Annotated in this window: 19 protein-coding genes, 2 tRNA genes and 1 pseudogene; 11 read left to right on the forward strand and 11 right to left on the reverse strand. The window is 33.1% G+C overall.

The features are described 5' to 3' along the window. Positions 1-63 precede the first annotated feature (63 nt). The 11 genes and pseudogenes from AC3WSK_RS19425 to AC3WSK_RS19475 all read right to left on the reverse strand — a co-directional run bounded on the left by AC3WSK_RS19425 (position 64) and on the right by AC3WSK_RS19475 (position 13,311). Entirely contained in the window at positions 64-1,044 is a 981-nt protein-coding gene (locus AC3WSK_RS19425) for a hypothetical protein (protein ID WP_079561224.1), read from the reverse strand. Positions 1,045-1,194: 150 nt separating this feature from the next. After that, the gene (locus AC3WSK_RS19430; RefSeq protein WP_240518255.1) at positions 1,195-1,710 is read right to left on the reverse strand and encodes a crossover junction endodeoxyribonuclease RuvC; all 516 of its coding nucleotides are present in this window, start codon (positions 1,708-1,710) and stop codon (positions 1,195-1,197) included. 517 nt (positions 1,711-2,227) lie between these two features. Continuing rightward, positions 2,228-3,013, reverse strand: a complete 786-nt coding sequence (locus AC3WSK_RS19435; RefSeq protein WP_079561223.1) for a helix-turn-helix domain-containing protein — start codon at positions 3,011-3,013, stop codon at positions 2,228-2,230. 111 nt (positions 3,014-3,124) lie between these two features. After that, positions 3,125-3,238 (reverse strand): annotated as a pseudogene (locus AC3WSK_RS19440) (DUF2179 domain-containing protein); the annotation flags it as partial. A 454-nt stretch (positions 3,239-3,692) separates the two neighbouring features. Beyond that, a complete protein-coding gene (locus AC3WSK_RS19445) occupies positions 3,693-4,025 on the reverse strand; it encodes a hypothetical protein (RefSeq protein ID WP_079561221.1) in 333 nt (110 codons plus the stop codon). Positions 4,026-5,127: 1,102 nt separating this feature from the next. Then, positions 5,128-5,478, reverse strand: a complete 351-nt coding sequence (locus AC3WSK_RS19450) for a hypothetical protein (RefSeq protein WP_492535090.1) — start codon at positions 5,476-5,478, stop codon at positions 5,128-5,130. Positions 5,479-6,524: 1,046 nt separating this feature from the next. Beyond that, positions 6,525-6,902 (reverse strand): hypothetical protein, encoded by a 378-nt coding sequence (locus tag AC3WSK_RS19455; protein WP_492535092.1) that lies wholly within the window; start codon positions 6,900-6,902, stop codon positions 6,525-6,527. A 352-nt stretch (positions 6,903-7,254) separates the two neighbouring features. Continuing rightward, positions 7,255-8,277: a phage lytic cycle repressor MrpR family protein gene (locus AC3WSK_RS19460; RefSeq protein WP_079561218.1), complete on the reverse strand. Its 1,023-nt coding sequence runs from the start codon at positions 8,275-8,277 to the stop codon at positions 7,255-7,257. 3 nt (positions 8,278-8,280) lie between these two features. After that, positions 8,281-9,594: a ParB N-terminal domain-containing protein gene (locus AC3WSK_RS19465; RefSeq protein ID WP_079561217.1), complete on the reverse strand. Its 1,314-nt coding sequence runs from the start codon at positions 9,592-9,594 to the stop codon at positions 8,281-8,283. A gap of 900 nt (positions 9,595-10,494) precedes the next feature. After that, positions 10,495-10,734, reverse strand: coding sequence for a hypothetical protein (locus AC3WSK_RS19470; RefSeq protein WP_079561216.1), 240 nt, complete (start codon positions 10,732-10,734; stop codon positions 10,495-10,497). Between the two features lie 132 nt (positions 10,735-10,866). Further along, a complete protein-coding gene (locus AC3WSK_RS19475) occupies positions 10,867-13,311 on the reverse strand; it encodes an AAA family ATPase (RefSeq protein ID WP_139376962.1) in 2,445 nt (814 codons plus the stop codon). Between the two features lie 235 nt (positions 13,312-13,546). On the opposite strand from AC3WSK_RS19475, the gene AC3WSK_RS19480 reads away from it, so the two are divergent. From AC3WSK_RS19480 to AC3WSK_RS19530, 11 genes are all read left to right on the forward strand, one after another. Beyond that, positions 13,547-14,059 (forward strand): hypothetical protein, encoded by a 513-nt coding sequence (locus AC3WSK_RS19480; RefSeq protein ID WP_427482201.1) that lies wholly within the window; start codon positions 13,547-13,549, stop codon positions 14,057-14,059. A gap of 73 nt (positions 14,060-14,132) precedes the next feature. After that, complete coding sequence (locus AC3WSK_RS19485) at positions 14,133-14,477, forward strand: hypothetical protein (RefSeq protein WP_492535093.1); 345 nt, start codon at positions 14,133-14,135, stop codon at positions 14,475-14,477. Between the two features lie 102 nt (positions 14,478-14,579). Continuing rightward, positions 14,580-14,963 carry an HU family DNA-binding protein gene (locus AC3WSK_RS19490; protein WP_079561212.1) on the forward strand — a complete coding sequence of 128 codons (384 nt, stop codon included), beginning with the start codon at positions 14,580-14,582 and terminating at the stop codon, positions 14,961-14,963. A gap of 516 nt (positions 14,964-15,479) precedes the next feature. Beyond that, positions 15,480-15,556 (forward strand) — tRNA-Arg (locus AC3WSK_RS19495). Between the two features lie 99 nt (positions 15,557-15,655). Then, positions 15,656-15,910, forward strand: coding sequence for a hypothetical protein (locus AC3WSK_RS19500; protein ID WP_079561211.1), 255 nt, complete (start codon positions 15,656-15,658; stop codon positions 15,908-15,910). Between the two features lie 567 nt (positions 15,911-16,477). After that, positions 16,478-16,547, forward strand: a tRNA-Arg gene (locus AC3WSK_RS19505). A 42-nt stretch (positions 16,548-16,589) separates the two neighbouring features. After that, the gene (locus AC3WSK_RS19510; protein ID WP_492535094.1) at positions 16,590-16,844 is read left to right on the forward strand and encodes a hypothetical protein; all 255 of its coding nucleotides are present in this window, start codon (positions 16,590-16,592) and stop codon (positions 16,842-16,844) included. Continuing rightward, complete coding sequence (locus tag AC3WSK_RS19515; protein WP_492535095.1) at positions 16,844-17,092, forward strand: YonK family protein; 249 nt, start codon at positions 16,844-16,846, stop codon at positions 17,090-17,092. The genes AC3WSK_RS19510 and AC3WSK_RS19515 overlap by 1 nt, the downstream gene beginning before the upstream one ends. Beyond that, positions 17,089-18,273 carry a metallophosphoesterase gene (locus AC3WSK_RS19520; protein ID WP_492535097.1) on the forward strand — a complete coding sequence of 395 codons (1,185 nt, stop codon included), beginning with the start codon at positions 17,089-17,091 and terminating at the stop codon, positions 18,271-18,273. The genes AC3WSK_RS19515 and AC3WSK_RS19520 overlap by 4 nt, the downstream gene beginning before the upstream one ends. Positions 18,274-18,287: 14 nt before the next feature. Continuing rightward, complete coding sequence (locus AC3WSK_RS19525) at positions 18,288-18,524, forward strand: hypothetical protein (RefSeq protein ID WP_079561207.1); 237 nt, start codon at positions 18,288-18,290, stop codon at positions 18,522-18,524. Positions 18,525-18,786: 262 nt separating this feature from the next. Continuing rightward, positions 18,787-19,095, forward strand: coding sequence for a hypothetical protein (locus tag AC3WSK_RS19530; RefSeq protein ID WP_079561206.1), 309 nt, complete (start codon positions 18,787-18,789; stop codon positions 19,093-19,095). Positions 19,096-19,513: the final 418 nt, after the last annotated feature.

A 19,513-nucleotide genomic window follows, 5' to 3' on the forward strand; every position in this document is an offset into this window, starting at 1 on the left:
GGTGATTGTCAACCTTCTTTTTAATTATCGAAATCTACGATATTATTTCATTACTTAGAAGAATTAATCTTCACCAAATAAATCATCTAAACCATCATCTTGTTTTTCATTTGTTTTAGCATTTGTTTGTTGAGAACCATTACCAAAACCTGCTGTTGGTTTTGGTTTATCATCAGTTTTTTCTTTCTCTTTTAGTGCTGATAAATGACGCTCACGATTAGCTAATGCTTCTTTAAGAAGTGAAATGTCGAATACTTCTTTGTGAACACCTTCCTCGTATAATGTACCGCCTGTTGCGATAAACTCACGAGTACGCTCATAAGTTACGTCAGTTTTGTTTTCACCGAAACCTGATTCAATTACACGTTCGATTTTTTTAGACTTGTTAACTAAATCACCGTAAATACGCACAGAAGCACGAGATTGGAAGTTGTCAGTTAAGTAGTCTTTACCGCCTTGTGGCAATGTTTCACCTGTTACAAATGTTAATGGAATTGTTTTCCCACCATACAAAGGAACGTAAAGCTGAATTTTTAATCGACCTGTTTCATTTTCATCTTTATCTGTTTCTGCTTTAAGTGATTTCACGATTCCCTCAATATCAAACTTAGCTTTTGGATTGAAATCTTTTGCTTCGCCTTTGTAGCGAATAGGTGCGTATTGACCACTAATTTTAGGGAATGATTTAACTTCTCCATCATTGCCTTTGTACTCATTTAGAGTTAATTTACCTTGACATTCAATACGGGAAGGCTCACCTTCTGATACTCCTTGAGCAACGTCAGCAACAGTAACTAGTTCATTCATGATAGTAGTTAAGGCTTTGTAGTTTTTATTTACTTCGCCTTTTTGTGTAAGCTCTTTTGCGAAGTAAGACACAACCTGAGTTTCTTCCTCACTGATTTTAACAGTAATGTCACCGCTTATACATGTGTAAGGTTTACCTATGTTGTCTTTGAACTCTTTCTTTTCGAGTGTTGATTCTTGAGCGAAACCAACTATCTCAATTTTATTTAATGCTTCTCGTAATAATTGTTCTGCCATTTTACAATCCCTACCTTTCAAATCTTATTATGCTTTTTGTTAAGTAACTAACAAGCCACCAATATATAATTTCACATTATATTATTATGTTATTTTTGTAAAGTGATTTTAATAACCCTTTTATAAATTATTATTTTTTACAATTTATTATTATTTTGGCTTTATCATTTTACTCAGTACCTCTTGCTCGTATTTCTGCAATCCAGCGTGATTATACATGTTGTACGCCATACGAGCCATAATGTATGCGTCACGCACATTATCTGAGTGGTGTTCATAACCCCACTTCTTATACAGTGGTAGCACTAAATCTTCCTTCTTTGCGTTCCCTTTGTTGCTGGCAAACTTCTTCACCTGACTTGGTGTAGCGTCAGAATAACCGAACTTTTCAGTAAAAAGCATAGCTCTGATTAACCAACCTAGTCCATATTGGAAGTCTACTGCTTTACCCTTAGCACCGTAAGCGAAACCTTCAATAACAACTTTGTCATTTGGTTGCAAGTACGATTTAATTTGTTTTGCTATTCCAATCATTCTAGCAGGGTCTTTTGTAGCTGTTGCTCGAATTTCTTCTTCTACAACTACCTCACCGTTAGAATCAAGAATAACAAAACCTGTTTTAGTTGATGGGTCAATGCCCACGAACCTGATACTTTCTTTAGTCAAATTCCTTTTCTCCAATCAATTCCAAAATGTGTCATTTAAGACCTTCATTTCCCTTCGATCGTTACAAGTTCCTCTGACTTCATAACTTTTGAGCAAACCTCTCTTATGCTAATTACTATGTCATACATGATTTCATATGACTCAAGATGTGTTCAGACAGTTTCAATATGCTTATCTAGTAATTTTGACACTGTAAAACACTCTTTAACGTTATCGCCAACCTGCAATATTGCTTGATAGTGGCGTTCTAAAACTCCAATAGTTCTTTTACTACTTCTCAAGTGATACCTTTATAGTTCATATCATAGATACGAAAAATACATTTGTCATTATATATTATTTTATGGTTTTACCAAATGAAATGTCTAAAATTTTAAATTTCTAGATTATTCAAGTTCAAATAAATTGTCTACTCGTTTTAGGAGACAATACTATAAACATATCTTTTTTCATGGTTAGAACAACAATCATCACCAAGTCAAATATTCATCTCTGTTGTTATTATATTACTTTTAAATCAACTTAAAAATGAAGACCAAATACCACCTGTAGCACGTTGTTTAAGCCATATAGTCTTTGTTGTAGCCTTAATAGCATGGAACAACAGACCATGTAATGAATCGGCTTTACCTCGTTTATAGGCATTTATAACACTTAGAATACATTGGTAGTATTCATTTGAATAATCTTCAATTTGAATAGCTTTATCAACCTTAGATTTAGCTTTATAAATAGTTCCTGCTAATTTATAAATTTCATCTGCGTCAAAGAAAGGGGCTAATACACGTTGTAATGTTTCAGGTAATTTCTTTACTAATCCTTTTTTAATTAAAGATTCCTTATCAGCTTCTTTTAAAGAAAGACCCTCTTTTTCTGTATCATTTGTTTTATTAATATTTTGAGTATTGATAAGAGTATCTTCGGGTGGACATTTGGGTTGGACATTTTCTTTAGCTGGTTGAATTACAATGATATTACTGCTTTGTCGCTTGTCACCTGTAGCTCGTTTTGTTTTAAACTTCTTCACAACGTTCAATTCTACTAATTTAGAAATAGATCTTTGAACCGTTTTATAGCTTATTTCTAGGCTCTCCGCGATTCTTTTCTGACAAAGGTAGCTCACCCCTACATACTTGCAAGACCACTGTGAAATGAAGTCTAGGACAGCATATGTTGATTTAGTTAATTGCTCCTTATTTAAGCGTTTATGCGCCATTACGGCTTTATTCATTTCTTCTATGGATCGGAATAATTGTAAAGACTCATATGTATCTTGTGTGTGTTGTAGTGTAATTATTGTCATGTTGAATAGCCCCTAATCATCTATTAATTAAAAGGGTAGGAAAAGCCCACCTTTAATGAATATCTCTTTTAGTGAAAGTACCACCTTTTACTTCTGCAACGACTGTGATTCTTATAAAGAATGACTATCAAACTCTTTGATTACTGTTTTAATTTTAGTCTCTTCCATTCTAGTGATTACACAAGTTAACATCTGCATTGATTCATTTGAGTAGCCACCACAAGTTTCTGATAAAGTTAGGTTCGTCCTAAACGAGCTCGATAACCTAAAGTCCTTTTACCAAAGTAGTATTGAGCAGTAGTCCAAAAACCAAATGCTCAAAAGAATATTAATAATACCCATGCTGTAATTATCATATTGCCTCTTTCATTTTTCCTCTAAATGAACAATTGCTAGCTATTGAGAATCCCATTCGGTAATCTCCCCACCTTATCTACATGAAAGACCGACATCCTTGTCATTACAGATAAAAGAGCCAATGATATAGCTCTTTTCTTGGAATCCATTAATAATTACCTATCCTTTAGGTGGCTCAATAAATTTTGATAAACATAATCATATTCACTGTTCCATGTTCTCTAATAATCCCAACACTTGAGCCTCCGCTACTAAGAAAAGGTTTTTTAACGTATGAGCTATTATCTAAGTTGAATGGGAATTGGTGTGTTGTATGTTGGTGTTACAATCTAGAAACAATTTCTACTTCCTCAGGTGTTCGATCACTACTTATGTAATTTCCATAGGACAGCAAATGTGCCACAAGTCTTAATAGTTCAACTCCTACTTTTACCCTTTTCATTCTCGTAAATATCAAGAACTTATAAGGATAAGTAGGCATGTTAAGAATATCTATCTTATAATCGCTAGGTTCATAAGTACCTCCACTCACTTCGATAGTCAATACATCTATAATTGAAATCATCTTTTTAATGAAGTCAACTTGGGCGTATCCCCAAACGTCTTGACTGATAATTGAAACTAGCTTTTGTTTTGAAAGACTTTCATTATTCATAGAGAATGCTTCCAATACTAAGAGTGGTGTAACGTTGTTTAATTCAATTTCTTTGATTAATATTAGTAACAATGACGTCATAGGGACTTAACGCTGTATCAAAGCTCAAGTAATCTAATTTAAGGAAAGGAACTAGAATAACCTACTTTACTATTTCATCTTGATTTAGTGTTGGAACATACACCTTAACCTATAGCTTCTCTGAAACGTATTTGATTTCCTCAATACGTTCCTTTGGCATAGTTAAAGCTTTATATATGCTGCCATACTCAAGTTCAGGTAGCTCAATGAAGAAAACGGAATGCTCTAAAAGAACAACTTTCTACGCTCGTAATACTTAGCTACCACCCTTCTATGAACTTGCGTTAGTTTTAAAGCTAGTATTGGTTGTATTGTTTGACTTGTAATCAGTTGAGCTAGTCATAGCGTTATGAGAGCTATATGTATAGTCATTCAAGAAAAGGAACAAAGCTTGTATCACTTTTTTGAGCTACCGCCTCCTTTACATTCACATTTAAATGAACCATCTCTCTGAAGATCATTTTCTTTCCTTACACTTGTTAGTTAAAGGACTGTATTCAATCTTCCGCAACCCACTTTGATTCACTGGTCGCCTAATATTTAAGTTGTATCAGGTTCACTCGTAAGCTAACAAGGTCCATTGTCAAAAAACCTGCTCTGCTATTCATGCATACTTCATCTTTTTCCTTGTCACGCATTATTATAAATTCACCGTAATGTTATTATGTTGTTTTTTAAAATCAAATAAGAATATTACATGTCATTATATTTCTTATATAACGAGAAATCAAGAAATTTTTAATAGTTTATTCGAACCAATCTTCCTCTACTTGTCTAATTCCCAACTGGTCATTGTGGATTTACGATTAATAGCACTTATGATTTTCTTAATATTTTTAACTAGTTATATACATCATCTTCTGTTGGTATTGAATAATCCAAAAGAACATCTATAGCTATACCTATCAATGCTCTCCAAAAAACACAAACACTGTTTCATCTTCCATATGTGGTTCTGAAATTTTTTCAGTATTCATATAAAAATCTTTAAATAAATACTTATAAGATATTATATCATTACTTATATCGAGCTTTCTTGAAGTTGATTTACAATCTCTTCTCTTTTATTTGCTAGAGCTCTTTTTGTTTTACTTCTTAGATTGCTCTGCTCTAGTTCATAGGCTATCTTTATTGCCCTTGACTTGACTACTAGTTGTTTTAAATTAAAGCAATTGACTGCTTCTCCTAAAAAGCTGTTGACTTGTTTTCCATATATCACCATTTCATTTATTAAAGATTGAAATTGACTTTCAGTGTAATTAAAACCACGATTAGTTATTATCATTTTTTTAATATATTCTTCAATTTCTTCATCTATCAAGTCTTTCTGATAGCTATGAAGACTTTCATATAAAAACATCATCTTATCCATTACCTTTCATTTCTTTCTTATATAAGGGTTCTAGGCATAGACGTGGTAGTGCGTTCACATGTCTATCCCTAGTAACACCTATATAGCTTATGACTTTTAGCTCACTGCTTGTGTTGTGTTGCTATAGGTCATATGATTGATAGAAACTAATATTTCCGATCTGAAACGGATATTTTAAGAATCTAATCATTACTAATATACACAAAACCGAATGTATGTTCTATTTGAAGCAATTTTTTTGCCATTACCTTTAACTTCAACTGTGTAGCTTACAGATAAGTCGTTGATAATAGCAGTTTCTAGTTTCTTTTTATTACGTTGTTTTTTGTTTGTTGTCCTATCCTTCGCAAGTAAAATTGCTATTTTATCAGAAATGTAGTCAGCACTTCTGAGTAGTTTAAACCGAGTTTTGTGAAAACAAAAAATACCTCACACAACATTTCTGTTAGTGCAAGGTATTTTTAGAAAATAAGATAAACACACATCTGTTACAATACCTTGTACTATGTTTTGGCCAATATGAAATTGATATGAATAACGTCTGAAAAACTTTCTCGATGTTACATTGGTGTGTTTGTTTGATTTCAACACCCTCAACTTATGTAGGTGTACTTCCACTCCAACTTTTAAAAAGCCCCGTCTTAAAATGAAATGAGTTCGGTATTACATAAGGATTACTTTAAGATATTTTATTCACTTCAGTTTGAGGTGCTGTTTAATTTCAATTTGCAACCAATGTACATAAGCATAGTACGAAACATACCACTTAGATTGAATTTTAGATTGTCTAAATGTTTATCGATATTTTGTTTATCATAATGGCAACCAACTCAAAAATAACTGATTTAAAGCTCTTAATCATATGATTCTTTAGTACTATTCCAGTACCCATGCACCGCTTGTATACAAAACGATTGTATCGGCTATAATAAAATTTTTCTGTGATACACGATTAGTGTTATAAACACTAACCACTTTCATAAATCATAAAATAATCGACTTACTATAAAGGTTTATTAGTCATTTTGCTACTTTTTTTGTAAAGCTTAATCGAGCAACGCTTCAAGTGTTTTTGGATTGTATAAGATAGTGTCGATGTCAGACAGTTCTACTACTTCAATAACACTCAATGACTCAAGAAACTTAAACTCAAATAGTTCGCCATTATCACTTTCAAAATGAACACTTTGTAATTTTTCAAATACTTCTTTTTCTTTTTTAAAAGCTTTCATGTCTCCAAAAATCAAATCAACATAGAACTCGTCATCGTCTTGTTCTCTATTCTCAATTGGATAACTATGGAAGTTTCCCTCTTTAGTTAATAAAATAAGCATTTGAGCATATTCAAATTGCTCAATCAACTCGTCAAATTTCTTACTTGCATGTGTTTTCATCATTAATCGAATACTAATAGGATGTGCCATTGTTTAGTTTTTCCCCCAACGATATGTTTTATTTTCTCTTTTGAAGGTATATGTAACTATTACTAGAAACGCTTGCCCTATTAGTTACTTTTGACAACATAGTCAATTATAACATCTTGATAGAACATAAACAAGGGCTTCCGTGTCAAAAAGCTATACTAGCAGTAGTCATTTTATCACATATACGCTTGTCGATTCTTAAATATTATTATATTACTTATACAAACATTTAACAACCGACAACCAAATATGTTGAAATTAACAACTAATTGTCGTTTTTAAGGTGTAGTGATAATTTAATACCTATGTTTTAGTGACACTGTGGAAGCACAATGCCACTAAAAAGAATGTATCAATCAGAATATTCAACACCTTCTAGCTCACTATATAGTTTCCCTAATTGCTCATTAAATATTTTTCTTTTTAAGTCGGTTATATTTCTATAATAGTCTTTTCCATTTGATGTTGCCATAATAGTATCGTAATGCTCTCCAATAGTTAAAAGCTCCGTTTTTCCTAGTTTTCCACTTTGTTTGAACAAAGTATATGCCATATACATCATACCACTTTGAACAATGTCTTCCGCAGTTAAATAGATGTTACCAAAGAACTCTTTAAAGAATACAAACTTTCTAGTGATGAAATGTCTGTCTAATACATTACCGCCCTGTCTTCCTTTTTTTGCTTTCTTAAAAATATATTCATATTCATTAAAAGGGGTCTCTATGATTTCATCTTGATTGTTTGTTCTATATGCTGTTTGTTTATCTGCCAAAATAAGTAATTTATAAAGATCTTCGCTTATTCTTACTCGTCTAATTTCTTTAGTTCCTTCGTCATATACATCTGCAACATAGTAGTCTTCGAAGCCTTTTTCCTCTATCACATGAAGATTTTCTCTTTTTAATGTTAATAATTCACTAAATGATTTACCTTTGATTCCCTCAAATAAAGCTAGTAACAATGCTTGGTCAGTGTAGTTATTTAATTCATCTAACATGAACATTAATTCCTCTTTGCTGTAGCGCTTGTTTTTCTCCTTTGCTACTATCTCACTTGCAAGCTCTGAATAGCTTTCAAACTCATAGAATGGGCTTGTAGTTGTCATGTAATCAATATATCGTTTATAAGTATTAATATGATTGATAGCACTTGTTATTGTTGAACACTCAGCGCTTAATAACATTTCTTTTATTTCTGCGCCTGTCATTTCTGACATATCTTTATTTGCTTGAAATTCAAAAGGTGCTACTTTTAGGAATTGCCAATAAATTGTTAACTGACTATCAACTGATTCATATTGATTAATAAAAGCCTTTTTTTCTTCACCGTTATATAATTTATCAAATTTTAAAACATTGTTTTGAATTGTCATTATCTATTTCCCCTTTAGCTCAATATCATCAAATAGTTTTATTATGGATTTTTCAATTTTATTAGCTACCTTACCGTTTACAACTATTCCATAGTCTTTAAAAATCTTATTTTCCCTATTGAAGTCTATACCACTCAAAATATGATTGAGGTTGCTTAAAGGTATGTTGTGTTCTTTCATTCGCTTTGCTAATTTTATGTGTCCTATGAACATCTTGTTATAAAACATTAAGTTACCATTGTCTAGTTGTTCTAAATCTTCTTGGAAGTAACCAAATAAGTAAGTAAAGTACTCTGATAAATAATTATAATTTCCAAGCGCTTCGAGTTTATTTTTCATTTCAAAAGTACTGTCAATTGCATTGGATATTACAGCGTAGCTCACTAGTTCATTTGTGCCTTTTCCTAGTCTGTCTCTAGACGTTATTCTATCCTTCAATTCACTATCTATGCGCAATTGTTGAACTACAAAGTCAGCGTATCTACTTGCTTCAAGTTCCTGTATTCTGCTCTTAGGAATAGGGTTAGCTTTTGCTAGTTGGCTCTGATAGTTCTGAGCCTGTTTCGTTGTGAAATTAAAAAGAAGTCCAATAAAATTAAAATCCAAATCTTTATTCACTGAGTAAGCTCTTAAACAGGAAATCGTTCTGTGCATACCATCTAATATATCCAAACGTGTTCCGTCTGTTATTGTTAGAGTTCTTTCTTTGCTATTGTAGATTAATTCTTCACTCTCATTAGAACTACCTAGACTGGCATTATACACAATATTTGTAGGAACTAACGTACCGTTTAATAAGTGCTTAGTAATTTCTTTGACACTATTCTGATTGATAAAAGGGGCTTTGATAACTCTGTCTTTCCTTTTGACAAATTTCGGTTGCCTTTGAACTTCAAAATTATAATTCAGTTTATTACTATTATACAGCCTTGCTATGAATTTATAATCAATTGGAAAAACATAACTACCTTGACCAATCATTGTTACATCATGTATCACAATTGGATAATCTATATAATCATTTTGCTTTGTGTTATAAAAAACTCTAATATCGTTCAATTCATTTTTATTAAATGTTTTTTTAAGGTCAAGACTTTCGATACCAAATTTTATATATATTTGTTCACCTATTAGTGCTATTGCTCTTATATCTATTTCATCAAGTGTGTCAATATCATTAAAGTATCTTTGAAGTTCCCCTTTATTAATACCATATATCGCTAATTGATTTTCTACTTCCCTTCTAGTTTTATTGTTTTCATGTATTTTATGAATGTTATCTTTAACTGATTGGATGAAGTCATTGTAAGTACTCACAACAATATGTCTCCCTTCATGCTATATAATGCATTTCTAAAAACTATTATATCATAACATATTATTAAGTTACTCACAATAACTTTTTCTAATTAGAATGGGCTGGATTACGCTTATTCCGAATCTTTTTAACTCATTTTTCCAGTCCGTTTTTAATCACCTTTCCCCATTCCACTTACTAAAATATATCCAGATTAACAACATCTCAGTCGCACTCCTCTGACGTCATTACCACCAATGTAAATATATAACTTTAATACAATTTTGATTTTTTTATTCAACATAAACCTTTCAGTATAACAGTAGCTAAAAACCTATTTTTTCTATATTTACCGTATCTTTAGGAAGTTTAGTTATAAACGCTAATTCTGTCAAACCTTTTAGGAAACTTGTTTTATCGCTGTAATATACAGTAGCTGTTATGATTGAATAATGTCTACCAAAAACAGTATCAAAGAAATTTGATATGTCTATTAAATTGTATCTATAAGTATTTTCATTTCTGTGCTCCTGTTGCTTTAAGAAATTGTTCAATTGAAATTCCAATGCTACTATTAGTCATTCTAATAATATTTGCAACAACCATATATACACACTATCGAAAATATTATTATATAACTTTAAAATATACTATATTTTTGATTATGAGCGTTATTTAATAATGTTGTTTCTTCAAAATTTTTTTGATTCGTTCCTTAAAATCTGAGTTTCAACCACATTCGCAATTTCCATCACCTTCTATATAAATTTCTAATCGGGCCTTACCCTCACGAATATATTTAAAAGCGGTCCCTTACACACATAGCGACTATTAAACTTAGCTAAAAAATCTTGTGCTACTTCATAGCCAAGGTATGACAAAGTTGTAACTTCGCTCCCCTCATGTTGCTGATTAGAAAATCACGAGTAGTAGATGTTAAACCAATAGAATCTAATAACCCCTTTTTCTTGCTTATATAATCCATCCGCTTCTCTGTTTGATTTACAACTAAAGGCAAATTTCTTATGCCTATTTCCTTTCAACTTCCCTGCTGCTAGAAGTTCACCAAACAATTCAAAAGTGTTAATATCTAGGTTTATGAAGTTGTCTTTGTTGTCCTTCTTGAAGAAGTTGTTAAACAAGACTTTATCTATTAGCATAAATCATTCTCTCCTTAAAACACAAAAAGTGACGTTTTGGTACTGTGTTATACTTATTTTTTATATATAATTATATCACCTTTATAATATTACTATTAATAACCTAAGCAGATGATGCAACTGTGCGTAACCTTATTGCAACTTAGCGACTTGCTTAATTACCATTTCTAAATCTCCTTTAGCTTTGTGTAATTCTCTAATCATATCACCTAAAAATGTTTGACGGTTTCCACTAGCGTCTGTTCCGATTGCTTTAACTAAAGCAGATGATTGTACAAGTAATACACATTTCTTTGAAGCTCGAGTGATTGCTGTATATACCCACTGTCTACATAAAAGTGAATATGCAGAGTAATCTAATATAACTACTACGTTTTTGATAGTTGAACCTTGTATCCGGTGACAAGTTACAGTATAAGCTAGTTCCAAACTATCGAGTTCTGACTGTTGGTAAACTTTAATTCCTAGTCCCTCGAAGTTAATCATCAAGCATTGAACTATTTTGTTTGTGTTATAGTCTATTTTCTCAAACACATCTACAACTATTCCCATGGTACCATTGAATAAATCACCAGTGTTTGATGTTGGAATACTATCACAAAACTCAACTCTTTCCTCGTCAGTTTCCAATGTTAATAAGTGTTCCTGAATCTCATTTTCAGTTAACTCATTGTCTCGCACATTATAATAATGCTCTAAATCATCATAGTAGCTGATTTCGTAGCTATTGCCCTTTACAATAACCTTGTCACCCTCCCGGAAGTCATATCCATTGTAAGACACAAACGGCTTCTCTAGGTCATTAAAGACTGATTGAGCTAGGTTATTAATTGCTTTTGCTGACATAGCACCACGTTCTTTCATAGCTACAACGACTTGGAAGTCCATTAGGTCTTGAGGTGTTTTGATATTCTTTGCTTGACCTCTTAAAACTCTCTCAACGTTTTCGGGCATATCCTCTTTGTTTTGATAGTTGACCATAATCATGTCTTTGTTCTTTCCAAACTTTATCATGCCCTCTTGGTTAGCAGAGTAAACTTGAACACCTTCACGAATCTTTGTAGCTAATTCAATGATTCCAGAATCTTGGGCTTGACGGTGAACTTGATTTAACTCAATAGTTTTGAAGTATTGTGTTTGAAGTAAATCACGAAGCACATCCCCATGCCCAATACCTGAAAGCTGACCACTGTCCCCTACTAAAATTACCTTAGCACCATCTTGAACTTTAGATAACATTTGGTTAAACAGGCCTGCATCTACCATTGAACTTTCATCAATGATTATTACATCATAGAATGATTTACCACCACCGATTTCTTCATCATCTGACTTCTTAACACCAATTCCAAACGTGCGGTGAATTGTTGCAGAGTCAATATCTTTCGATAAAAGAACCTGTGAAGCTTTACCACTCAATGCACATGCTTTATAAGTAAGGCCTAAAGAGTTTAATACCTCGACAATCCCTTTGACTACAGTGGTCTTACCTGTACCACCTTTACCATTTATAATAAACACACCGTGCAGAACACTCTCACGAATAGCATTTTTTTGCTCGTCAGTATATTTTACATCTAGCGCCGCCTCAGCGTCTTTGATTGCTTCATCAACATTAAAGCCAATTGGTGCTTCATATCTAGTAGCAAGTCTCAGTAAATTTCGTAATGTGTTGCGCTCATTGTTGTACATAAAAATAGAAGAAATTCTCTTATCCCCCTGTTGCCAATAGAAGTTTTTCTTACCATCCTCTGAATTCATATAGTCGCGAATATATGTGCCATTAACATCAAGTTCCTTGATAGCCTGTTCTAGGAACTCCCGCTCATTGACCCATGAATGCCCTTGATTAGCAATTTCATCAAAGTAGTATTCTGAGTAAGCCTTAATGCGTTTTGGACCAAACTTATCTTCCCCACGCATAAGAGCTATGTTGTCAATTCTTTTGAAGCTTAGACCTGAAACTATACATAGATAATATAAAGATTCTTTTGCTTTGAATAGCGCAATTGTAGAATTTCCAAACTTCTCAACAATCTTATTCAACATTCTCCCTGATGGGTTCAAGTCAGCAAGTTCCGAAATTAAAGCTCCTAGGTCTTTGTTTCTCTTGATTTCTCTCTTAATCTTTAGAGCTGTAGCTTCCCCGAAACCCTTTATTGTAGTTATATCAATTATATTATCTCTAATATCATCTACAATCATATTGTTAGGAAATGCTTCAAGAATCAGCTTTGATTGATACTCTGATAGAACAGCTTGTAAGAAGCGCTGTTGTGCTTCTACTGTGTCAAGTGCTTCTATATGAATACGAATAATCTCATAGAACTCACCATACTTAGCGTCTGTCTGCAAATCCGTTACTTCAATGTCATACTCTTGCCCCACATTCATAGCCATTGGAATGTTACCTCTAATAACAAAGTTGTTATAGCGATTCAGCTCAGGTTCGAAGTCACCCTCTATCTTAGTTGGTGCAACGCTCACAATGCCCCACATACTTTCTTCCTTATAGTACAGCACCTTTGCAACCTTGACTTTTAGGCGGTTAGTATTTTGGTGTAATATGTTTGGCAATTTTATCCCTGCTTTCTCCTGAATATACTTAAACGCAACCTTTTCATGTCACTCTCTTATTTTATATCATTACATTACTTTTATAAATATATTTATATTAAAAACATATATAATTAAAAAATAATATTTTTCAAAAAACACATCCAAAAATTACGAAATAATATATAATAACTAAAGTCAAAATCAACTACAAAAGGTTGGTGAAAGTTACATTATATAGGAAGGAAGATTTAGCATGGCACACATTACTAGTAAGGACTTAATGTTTCAACCCTTCGTCATGAATGACATTGGCGTGGTTGAGCTTTTAATAGAATTTAGATACAAATATGATGATAACCTTTTCTTAGGCGGCGGTAGCACACTTGACGTTACAGGGGTTAAAGCTGTTAATCAAGAAGTGATAGCGACTTATGCTTCATTGGACAGACTAATCAATCAATGTAACTTCACGAATCAACAGTTACTTCTTATTAAAATGGTTGAAAAAGGCTACACCCATAGAGAAATCGGTGAAGCTATAGGCATTGAGAATCAGAATGTCAAGAAAGCGCTCAAGACCGTTTACAAAGCAGTCGTGAAAGAGAATGAGCGTCAATGGCGTAGAGTAATTTACACAAGCACTCTAGGTTTAAAAACAAAACAATGTAATAAGTGCGGTGAACACCTACCTGCAACAAACGAGTTCTATAGTGACAATAAATCAGCAAAAGATCGTTTACTTTCCATTTGTAAAACATGTCGCTAAATCAGCTTGTACAAAAAAGTATTGCAAATGTCACTTCCCACCGCCTTAAAGAATGAGAGGGTTAATTAATAAAATGAAAATTTTACTACCACACCTAACAGTGAACTTAGATAGTTCGCTAAATTTTGCACAACGCAAGCAAGTCATTGAACACCTTCTTAAAGAAGAAATTGAATTTCTAGCTCAGACAATGACATTGGAAGAATATCTATTGTTTACTTGGGAAAAGCAAAACACTAAAGTAATTTTGGATATGTTCGCTTACTACCTCACTAAAGAGGAAAAGAACCTAGAAGTCTTATCTCATAAGAAAGTAAAGGAAATTAGCAAAGGCTCAGAACGCTATAGTAATTTCTCTTGTCTATCAGAAGAAGATAAGGAACAACTAGGAATCACTATTAATAGTAGTGAAGATTAACTTACGCTAAAAATAACATAATAATATATCGGATTATTAGTTCGCTGCCCAAAGGCGATAAAATCCATTTTATTTTTCAGAGAAAAAGGAGCTTATATCAAAATGGCTAAATTAGGTCGTACAGATTTTATTACAGGAATCTTAGCTGAGGAACTACAAGATACACTACCAACGATGCGTGTATCAAAAGCGTTAGCTAAAGAAATCTTAGAAGGTGACACAGATAGCGTAGAAATCCAAATAACAAAAGACTTCGGAACAGCAGTTCTTGATTCAGTAGAAAAAGCGTATGTTCGTGCTATCGTTGAAAGTCAAGTTAATATTGGTTTTGGTACTTTAGGTCAGTTCAAGGTTGAAGTAAAACCTGAGCGTACTTACCGTAACCCTCAAGATGGTTCACCAGTGGTTAAACCAACTCACTTGGCTACAAAGTTTGCTGTTTCAAAAACTTTCAAGGAAGTATTAGAAAAAACAGTTATTAACTAATTCAGGAAATGATCGGTGTGATACTGTGTGAATTTCACCTTTTTATTCGGATTTTATTAAAAAAACCACTATTTTCAAATTATTTTGATAAAATCGTTTGTTAAAGTAAGATAATAATATAATATGAAATATACAAGGTGAGTCACTTACCTATTTAAGCTACTGCTAATAAACTTATTGAACGCAAGGTGTTATTCCTACCTCTTTAACATCTTGCGAACACATGAGTAAGATAATAACTAAACTCACAAACAAGACAAATACATAAATTAGGATTAAGTAAACACCTGAGACATAATTAGTAAGTAGGTTAACTCAAAACTTGTGCAAAGCAATCTTAGAGAGCGTTACACCTAATCAAGTACTACAAAAACAACTAAAAGAACTTTGGGTGCTACCTACCCTTCGCAAGATAAAGTGAGAAGTTCTTTTTGATTTCATAACTTAAACCTCCTCAGAATCAAAGTTTGAGCGTAGTTCTTCCCTTAACTACGCTCAATGCTGAAAATCAAATATGCGTCATTAGCTCAATGGATTAGAGCAACAGGTTTCTACCCTGTCGGTTGGGAGTTCGAATCTCTCATGGCGCGCCAATAAAATTTGGGGGCATTTGACGTGGACTACGGCACTCGATTTTCTTTCGAGTATTTAGAGTTTTGAATACCCTATGCCCTACTAAAAAGGATATAACTATGAATTACTATATTTTAACATATGAAACTAACAACGAACTAGTTAATGAATCTTACTTGTATTCTAAGGAATCTGACGATAGTATAGATAACCGTTGGAAGGAAAGAGCATTTGAGATAGCGTTGGATAGGTATTTCGATATTTATGATGAAGAAGCAGAGAATCTTGAGATTTTTGCTTCAAACACAGCAATATCGAAAGATGATTACACAATGTATAGAATAGATGGTTTAATAAAATTAGAGTATCTATAAAAAGTTTATCGTATCATTGCATGTTCGACCACTGCCTAGTCAGCCAACAGGAGTGAATCCGTATTTCACCTTGTCTAATAAGCAAGCCTCTGTGAGTTCAACGCTCTCCTCCACTATGCGTTCGATTAGATAGTTACATTACATCTGCTTTTTAATCAAGAAACAACAGTTCGATTCTGTTCCTGAGCTTAATCTTATGAAGCTACTAATTGCTTAAGAGAATTGACAGCAATTCCATTATTAGCAGGTTAAAATCCTGTAGGCCGCTCTATGGGAGTTGGGCAGAATGTCAATCTATTGCAAAAGCGGAGTAGATTCGAATCGTATCTCCCCTCATATTACATCTTATATTCAGGAAACAAAGCAAAGTGAATAAAATTTTTCATTTACTCTCCTTTCTCTTTGTTTCTTTAATATAGGGTGTGATTCAGACACAGTAACCTTAAAACAAGCTAAAGAATCATTATTATTCTGTAAGGTGAATGTGTCTACTACATAACTGAATATTAAGACAATCAATTCACTATTAGAAAGACGTACTATTCTAATAGTGTTTTTTGTTGTAAGCGGGGCTTAGTTTAGTGATAAACATTGGATTCCGAATTCAAAGTCAGTGATTCGATCCCTTTAGCCCCTATCATAAAATATAGAATTTACTAGAGACAAGGAGAAATGTGAAATGTTACACATTAGAAAAATTAAGACTTTGTATGGTCTTAGATATGCAGTAGTTGACTTATTCACACACTACGCAGTAAAGCTTGATAAATTTGGCAAGTCTGTGAAGAAAAATGGAAAAGTCGAATACGATAAAAAACAAACTTATCACGCTGTAGATTACAGTGGTGGCGTTGCTATCTTCCCTGTTACACCAAATGGCTTATTACAAGCGAAAGCTGTTCAAAAGTCAGTTAAAGCAGGTGCTAAAAAATAATGGCAAAGCGCACTAATTCAATACAACTAAAAGGTAAACTTGATATTGATTGGACTTTAGGAGAGTTAATCGTAACTGAATCTGTTAAAGATGGCGATTTCAAGTATAGCCTAAATAAATTACTGGAAGAAACATCACTCTTTTTATCAAAGAAGAAGATTCAATCGCAACTATTAGCGAGTTCAATGTATCTTCTGAAACAGATGGAGAACAAGAAGAAGACTTATTTAAGGAAGATTAATAGATGAACACTAAACAACTTCCTAATGAAATCGTTGAAGAATACAAGTATCGAATCTGTGAGAACAAAAAGCTTCTTGGTCTTACATGGGAAGGTATTTGTGAACTTCTTAACAAAGAGCTTAAACTTAATTTCGGTGAATCATATTATCGCAAATGGTATAAAGCTTTCAAACAAGGTAGAGATTACGCTATTAAGCAGAGCGCAAATACCTCTGGAGAACTAGAAGAATTAAACGACAAAATTAAAGAGCTTGAGATTGCTAAAATGCAAGTTCAAGACCAAAAGCGTGAGTACAAACAATTCTTACGCCACGAAGCAAGGTTGGATAACTTGCTTAAAAAGCTGATTGACGCTATTAAAGATGAAATCAACAACGCTAGACCACTTAACTACAAGAAAGCAGATGTTAAATATAATGGTGACACATCTCTTACTTTAATGTTATCAGACCTTCACAAAGGAATGGTAACAGATAACCATTGGAACACATTTAATGAAGAAGTGTTCTATGAACGCATTGAACAAACAATTAATGAAATAATAGCTTATCAAGAGTTAACAGGAGCTAGAGAGCTTCATATCATGCAATTAGGTGATTTAATTGAGGGCAATCTACACCGCCTTACTAAGATTGGTGAAACAGAAACCGCAGTTGAGCAAACTAAGTCAGTAGCAGAAGCTTTGGCTAGACTTGTCGCTATTCTAGCAAACTACTTTGAAAAAGTTAAAGTTTACAGTGTCAAAGGTAATCATGACAGAATTTCTTCTCGCAAAGAGGAGGAAATTAAGACTGAGAGTTTCCATGATTTTGTCACATGGTATATGGGAGCTCGTTTAGAAAACTTGCCGAATGTTACTATGATGGACAACAAGTATGACAGCGAAATCATAGTAGCAACAATCTTAGGTAGAACTTACTTCGGTGTTCATGGTCACTTAGACAACTATAGCAAAGTGATTCAAGACCTAACAATGATGATTCAAAAGTTCCCTACTGCTATTTTCGCAGGTCATATTCACAAGAATTTTGAGAATGAGATTCATGGCGTAGACCTAATAGTAAATGGTGGTTTCGCGGGAACGAACAACTATTCAAAAGACAGTCGCCTACTTTCTAAGGCACACCAAAAACTACTATGGCTTGATAGAAATGGTCGTAAAGCTACATTCTATATCAAGTATTAAGGAGCATGAAAACAATGGAAGAAACAAAATGTCAAGTATGTACAACATATGATGCTTTCGAAAATTTAATTGAAATCGGCACTGAACCTAAGCAAGCCTTTCATATTGCCGTATCACAGTTAATTGCTAGCACGTTAGAAACAGCTATTGAAGAAGCATATGACGAAGGTTATGAAGTAGGCTTCAAAGAAGCTTCTAATGATATAGCTGAAATCGTTGGTTCATATGCGAAAGCTGTAAAAGAAGCGTAAGTTACAAAAACTACTGCTAGATCTAAAAAAAACGACTAGAAATTAATCGTAATGATTTAATCGTTTTTCGATTAGCAACTACAAATTTAGTTTTAATTTCTCAGTCGCACTAGCGAAAAGTTTGAATGGGCTAAATTTAGCGTTGTTCAATACATTACTTTAGCTGAGCTAATTTTAATGAAATCAACTCACCCCGCTTCTTAAGGGCTCATATAGCGTTGCTTATGTAAAAGAATTATTTAATATCAAAGGATAACACACAATGATTGCAAAATTAGATTATTTAAACTATATGCACTCATTAAAAGGCTCTATCTTTAAGATTTTGCCACTATATGAGGAAGGTGTTTCTACGCTACCTGACCACATTAATTCAGTTATTTTTGAGGTTCATAACGTAAAAGAAATCACACCTGAATATGATGGCGCATGGATTGTTCAAACTCATGCTATTCTTAATGGATTGCTTAAAGAGTGTATTAAAGAGGACAATAAACCATTCATTAAAAGCAAAGTGTTTGGAACTATTGACACGATTGAAAAACAAATACAAAAACTAGAACAGGAATGATGTAATGTTTAGCGCTTGTAGAAAAAGGGTTCGAGCTAATGATAACACAATTAAAGACTTGTAACATTCCACAAAAAGACAAATGGTGAACTATATCTTAGATTCTCCTTCCCTATCTTATGTTTTTATTGATATGCAGGAAACATTACCAATCCCTAGTATCGTAAATGACATTAGATCTTTTTATGGGCGTAAATTCTTGTTTTTTCCTGATTTGGTTGCTCGTTGGCGATTATGTCACATACAGAGACTTCACTTACCTTGTTACAAACATGGTTGATGATGAAATATATCCTCAGTTTAATTCGGTGAACTTTATAACACTGAGTTCCCTATTAAAACGAAAGAAAAATCAAGGTAGTTACTAACACTGTTGGTTAGTCCAATCTATAAAACAGAAAAAATAAATATTAAAAAG

The sequence above is a fragment of the Lysinibacillus sp. EB271-A1-10B genome, from assembly GCF_058791335.1.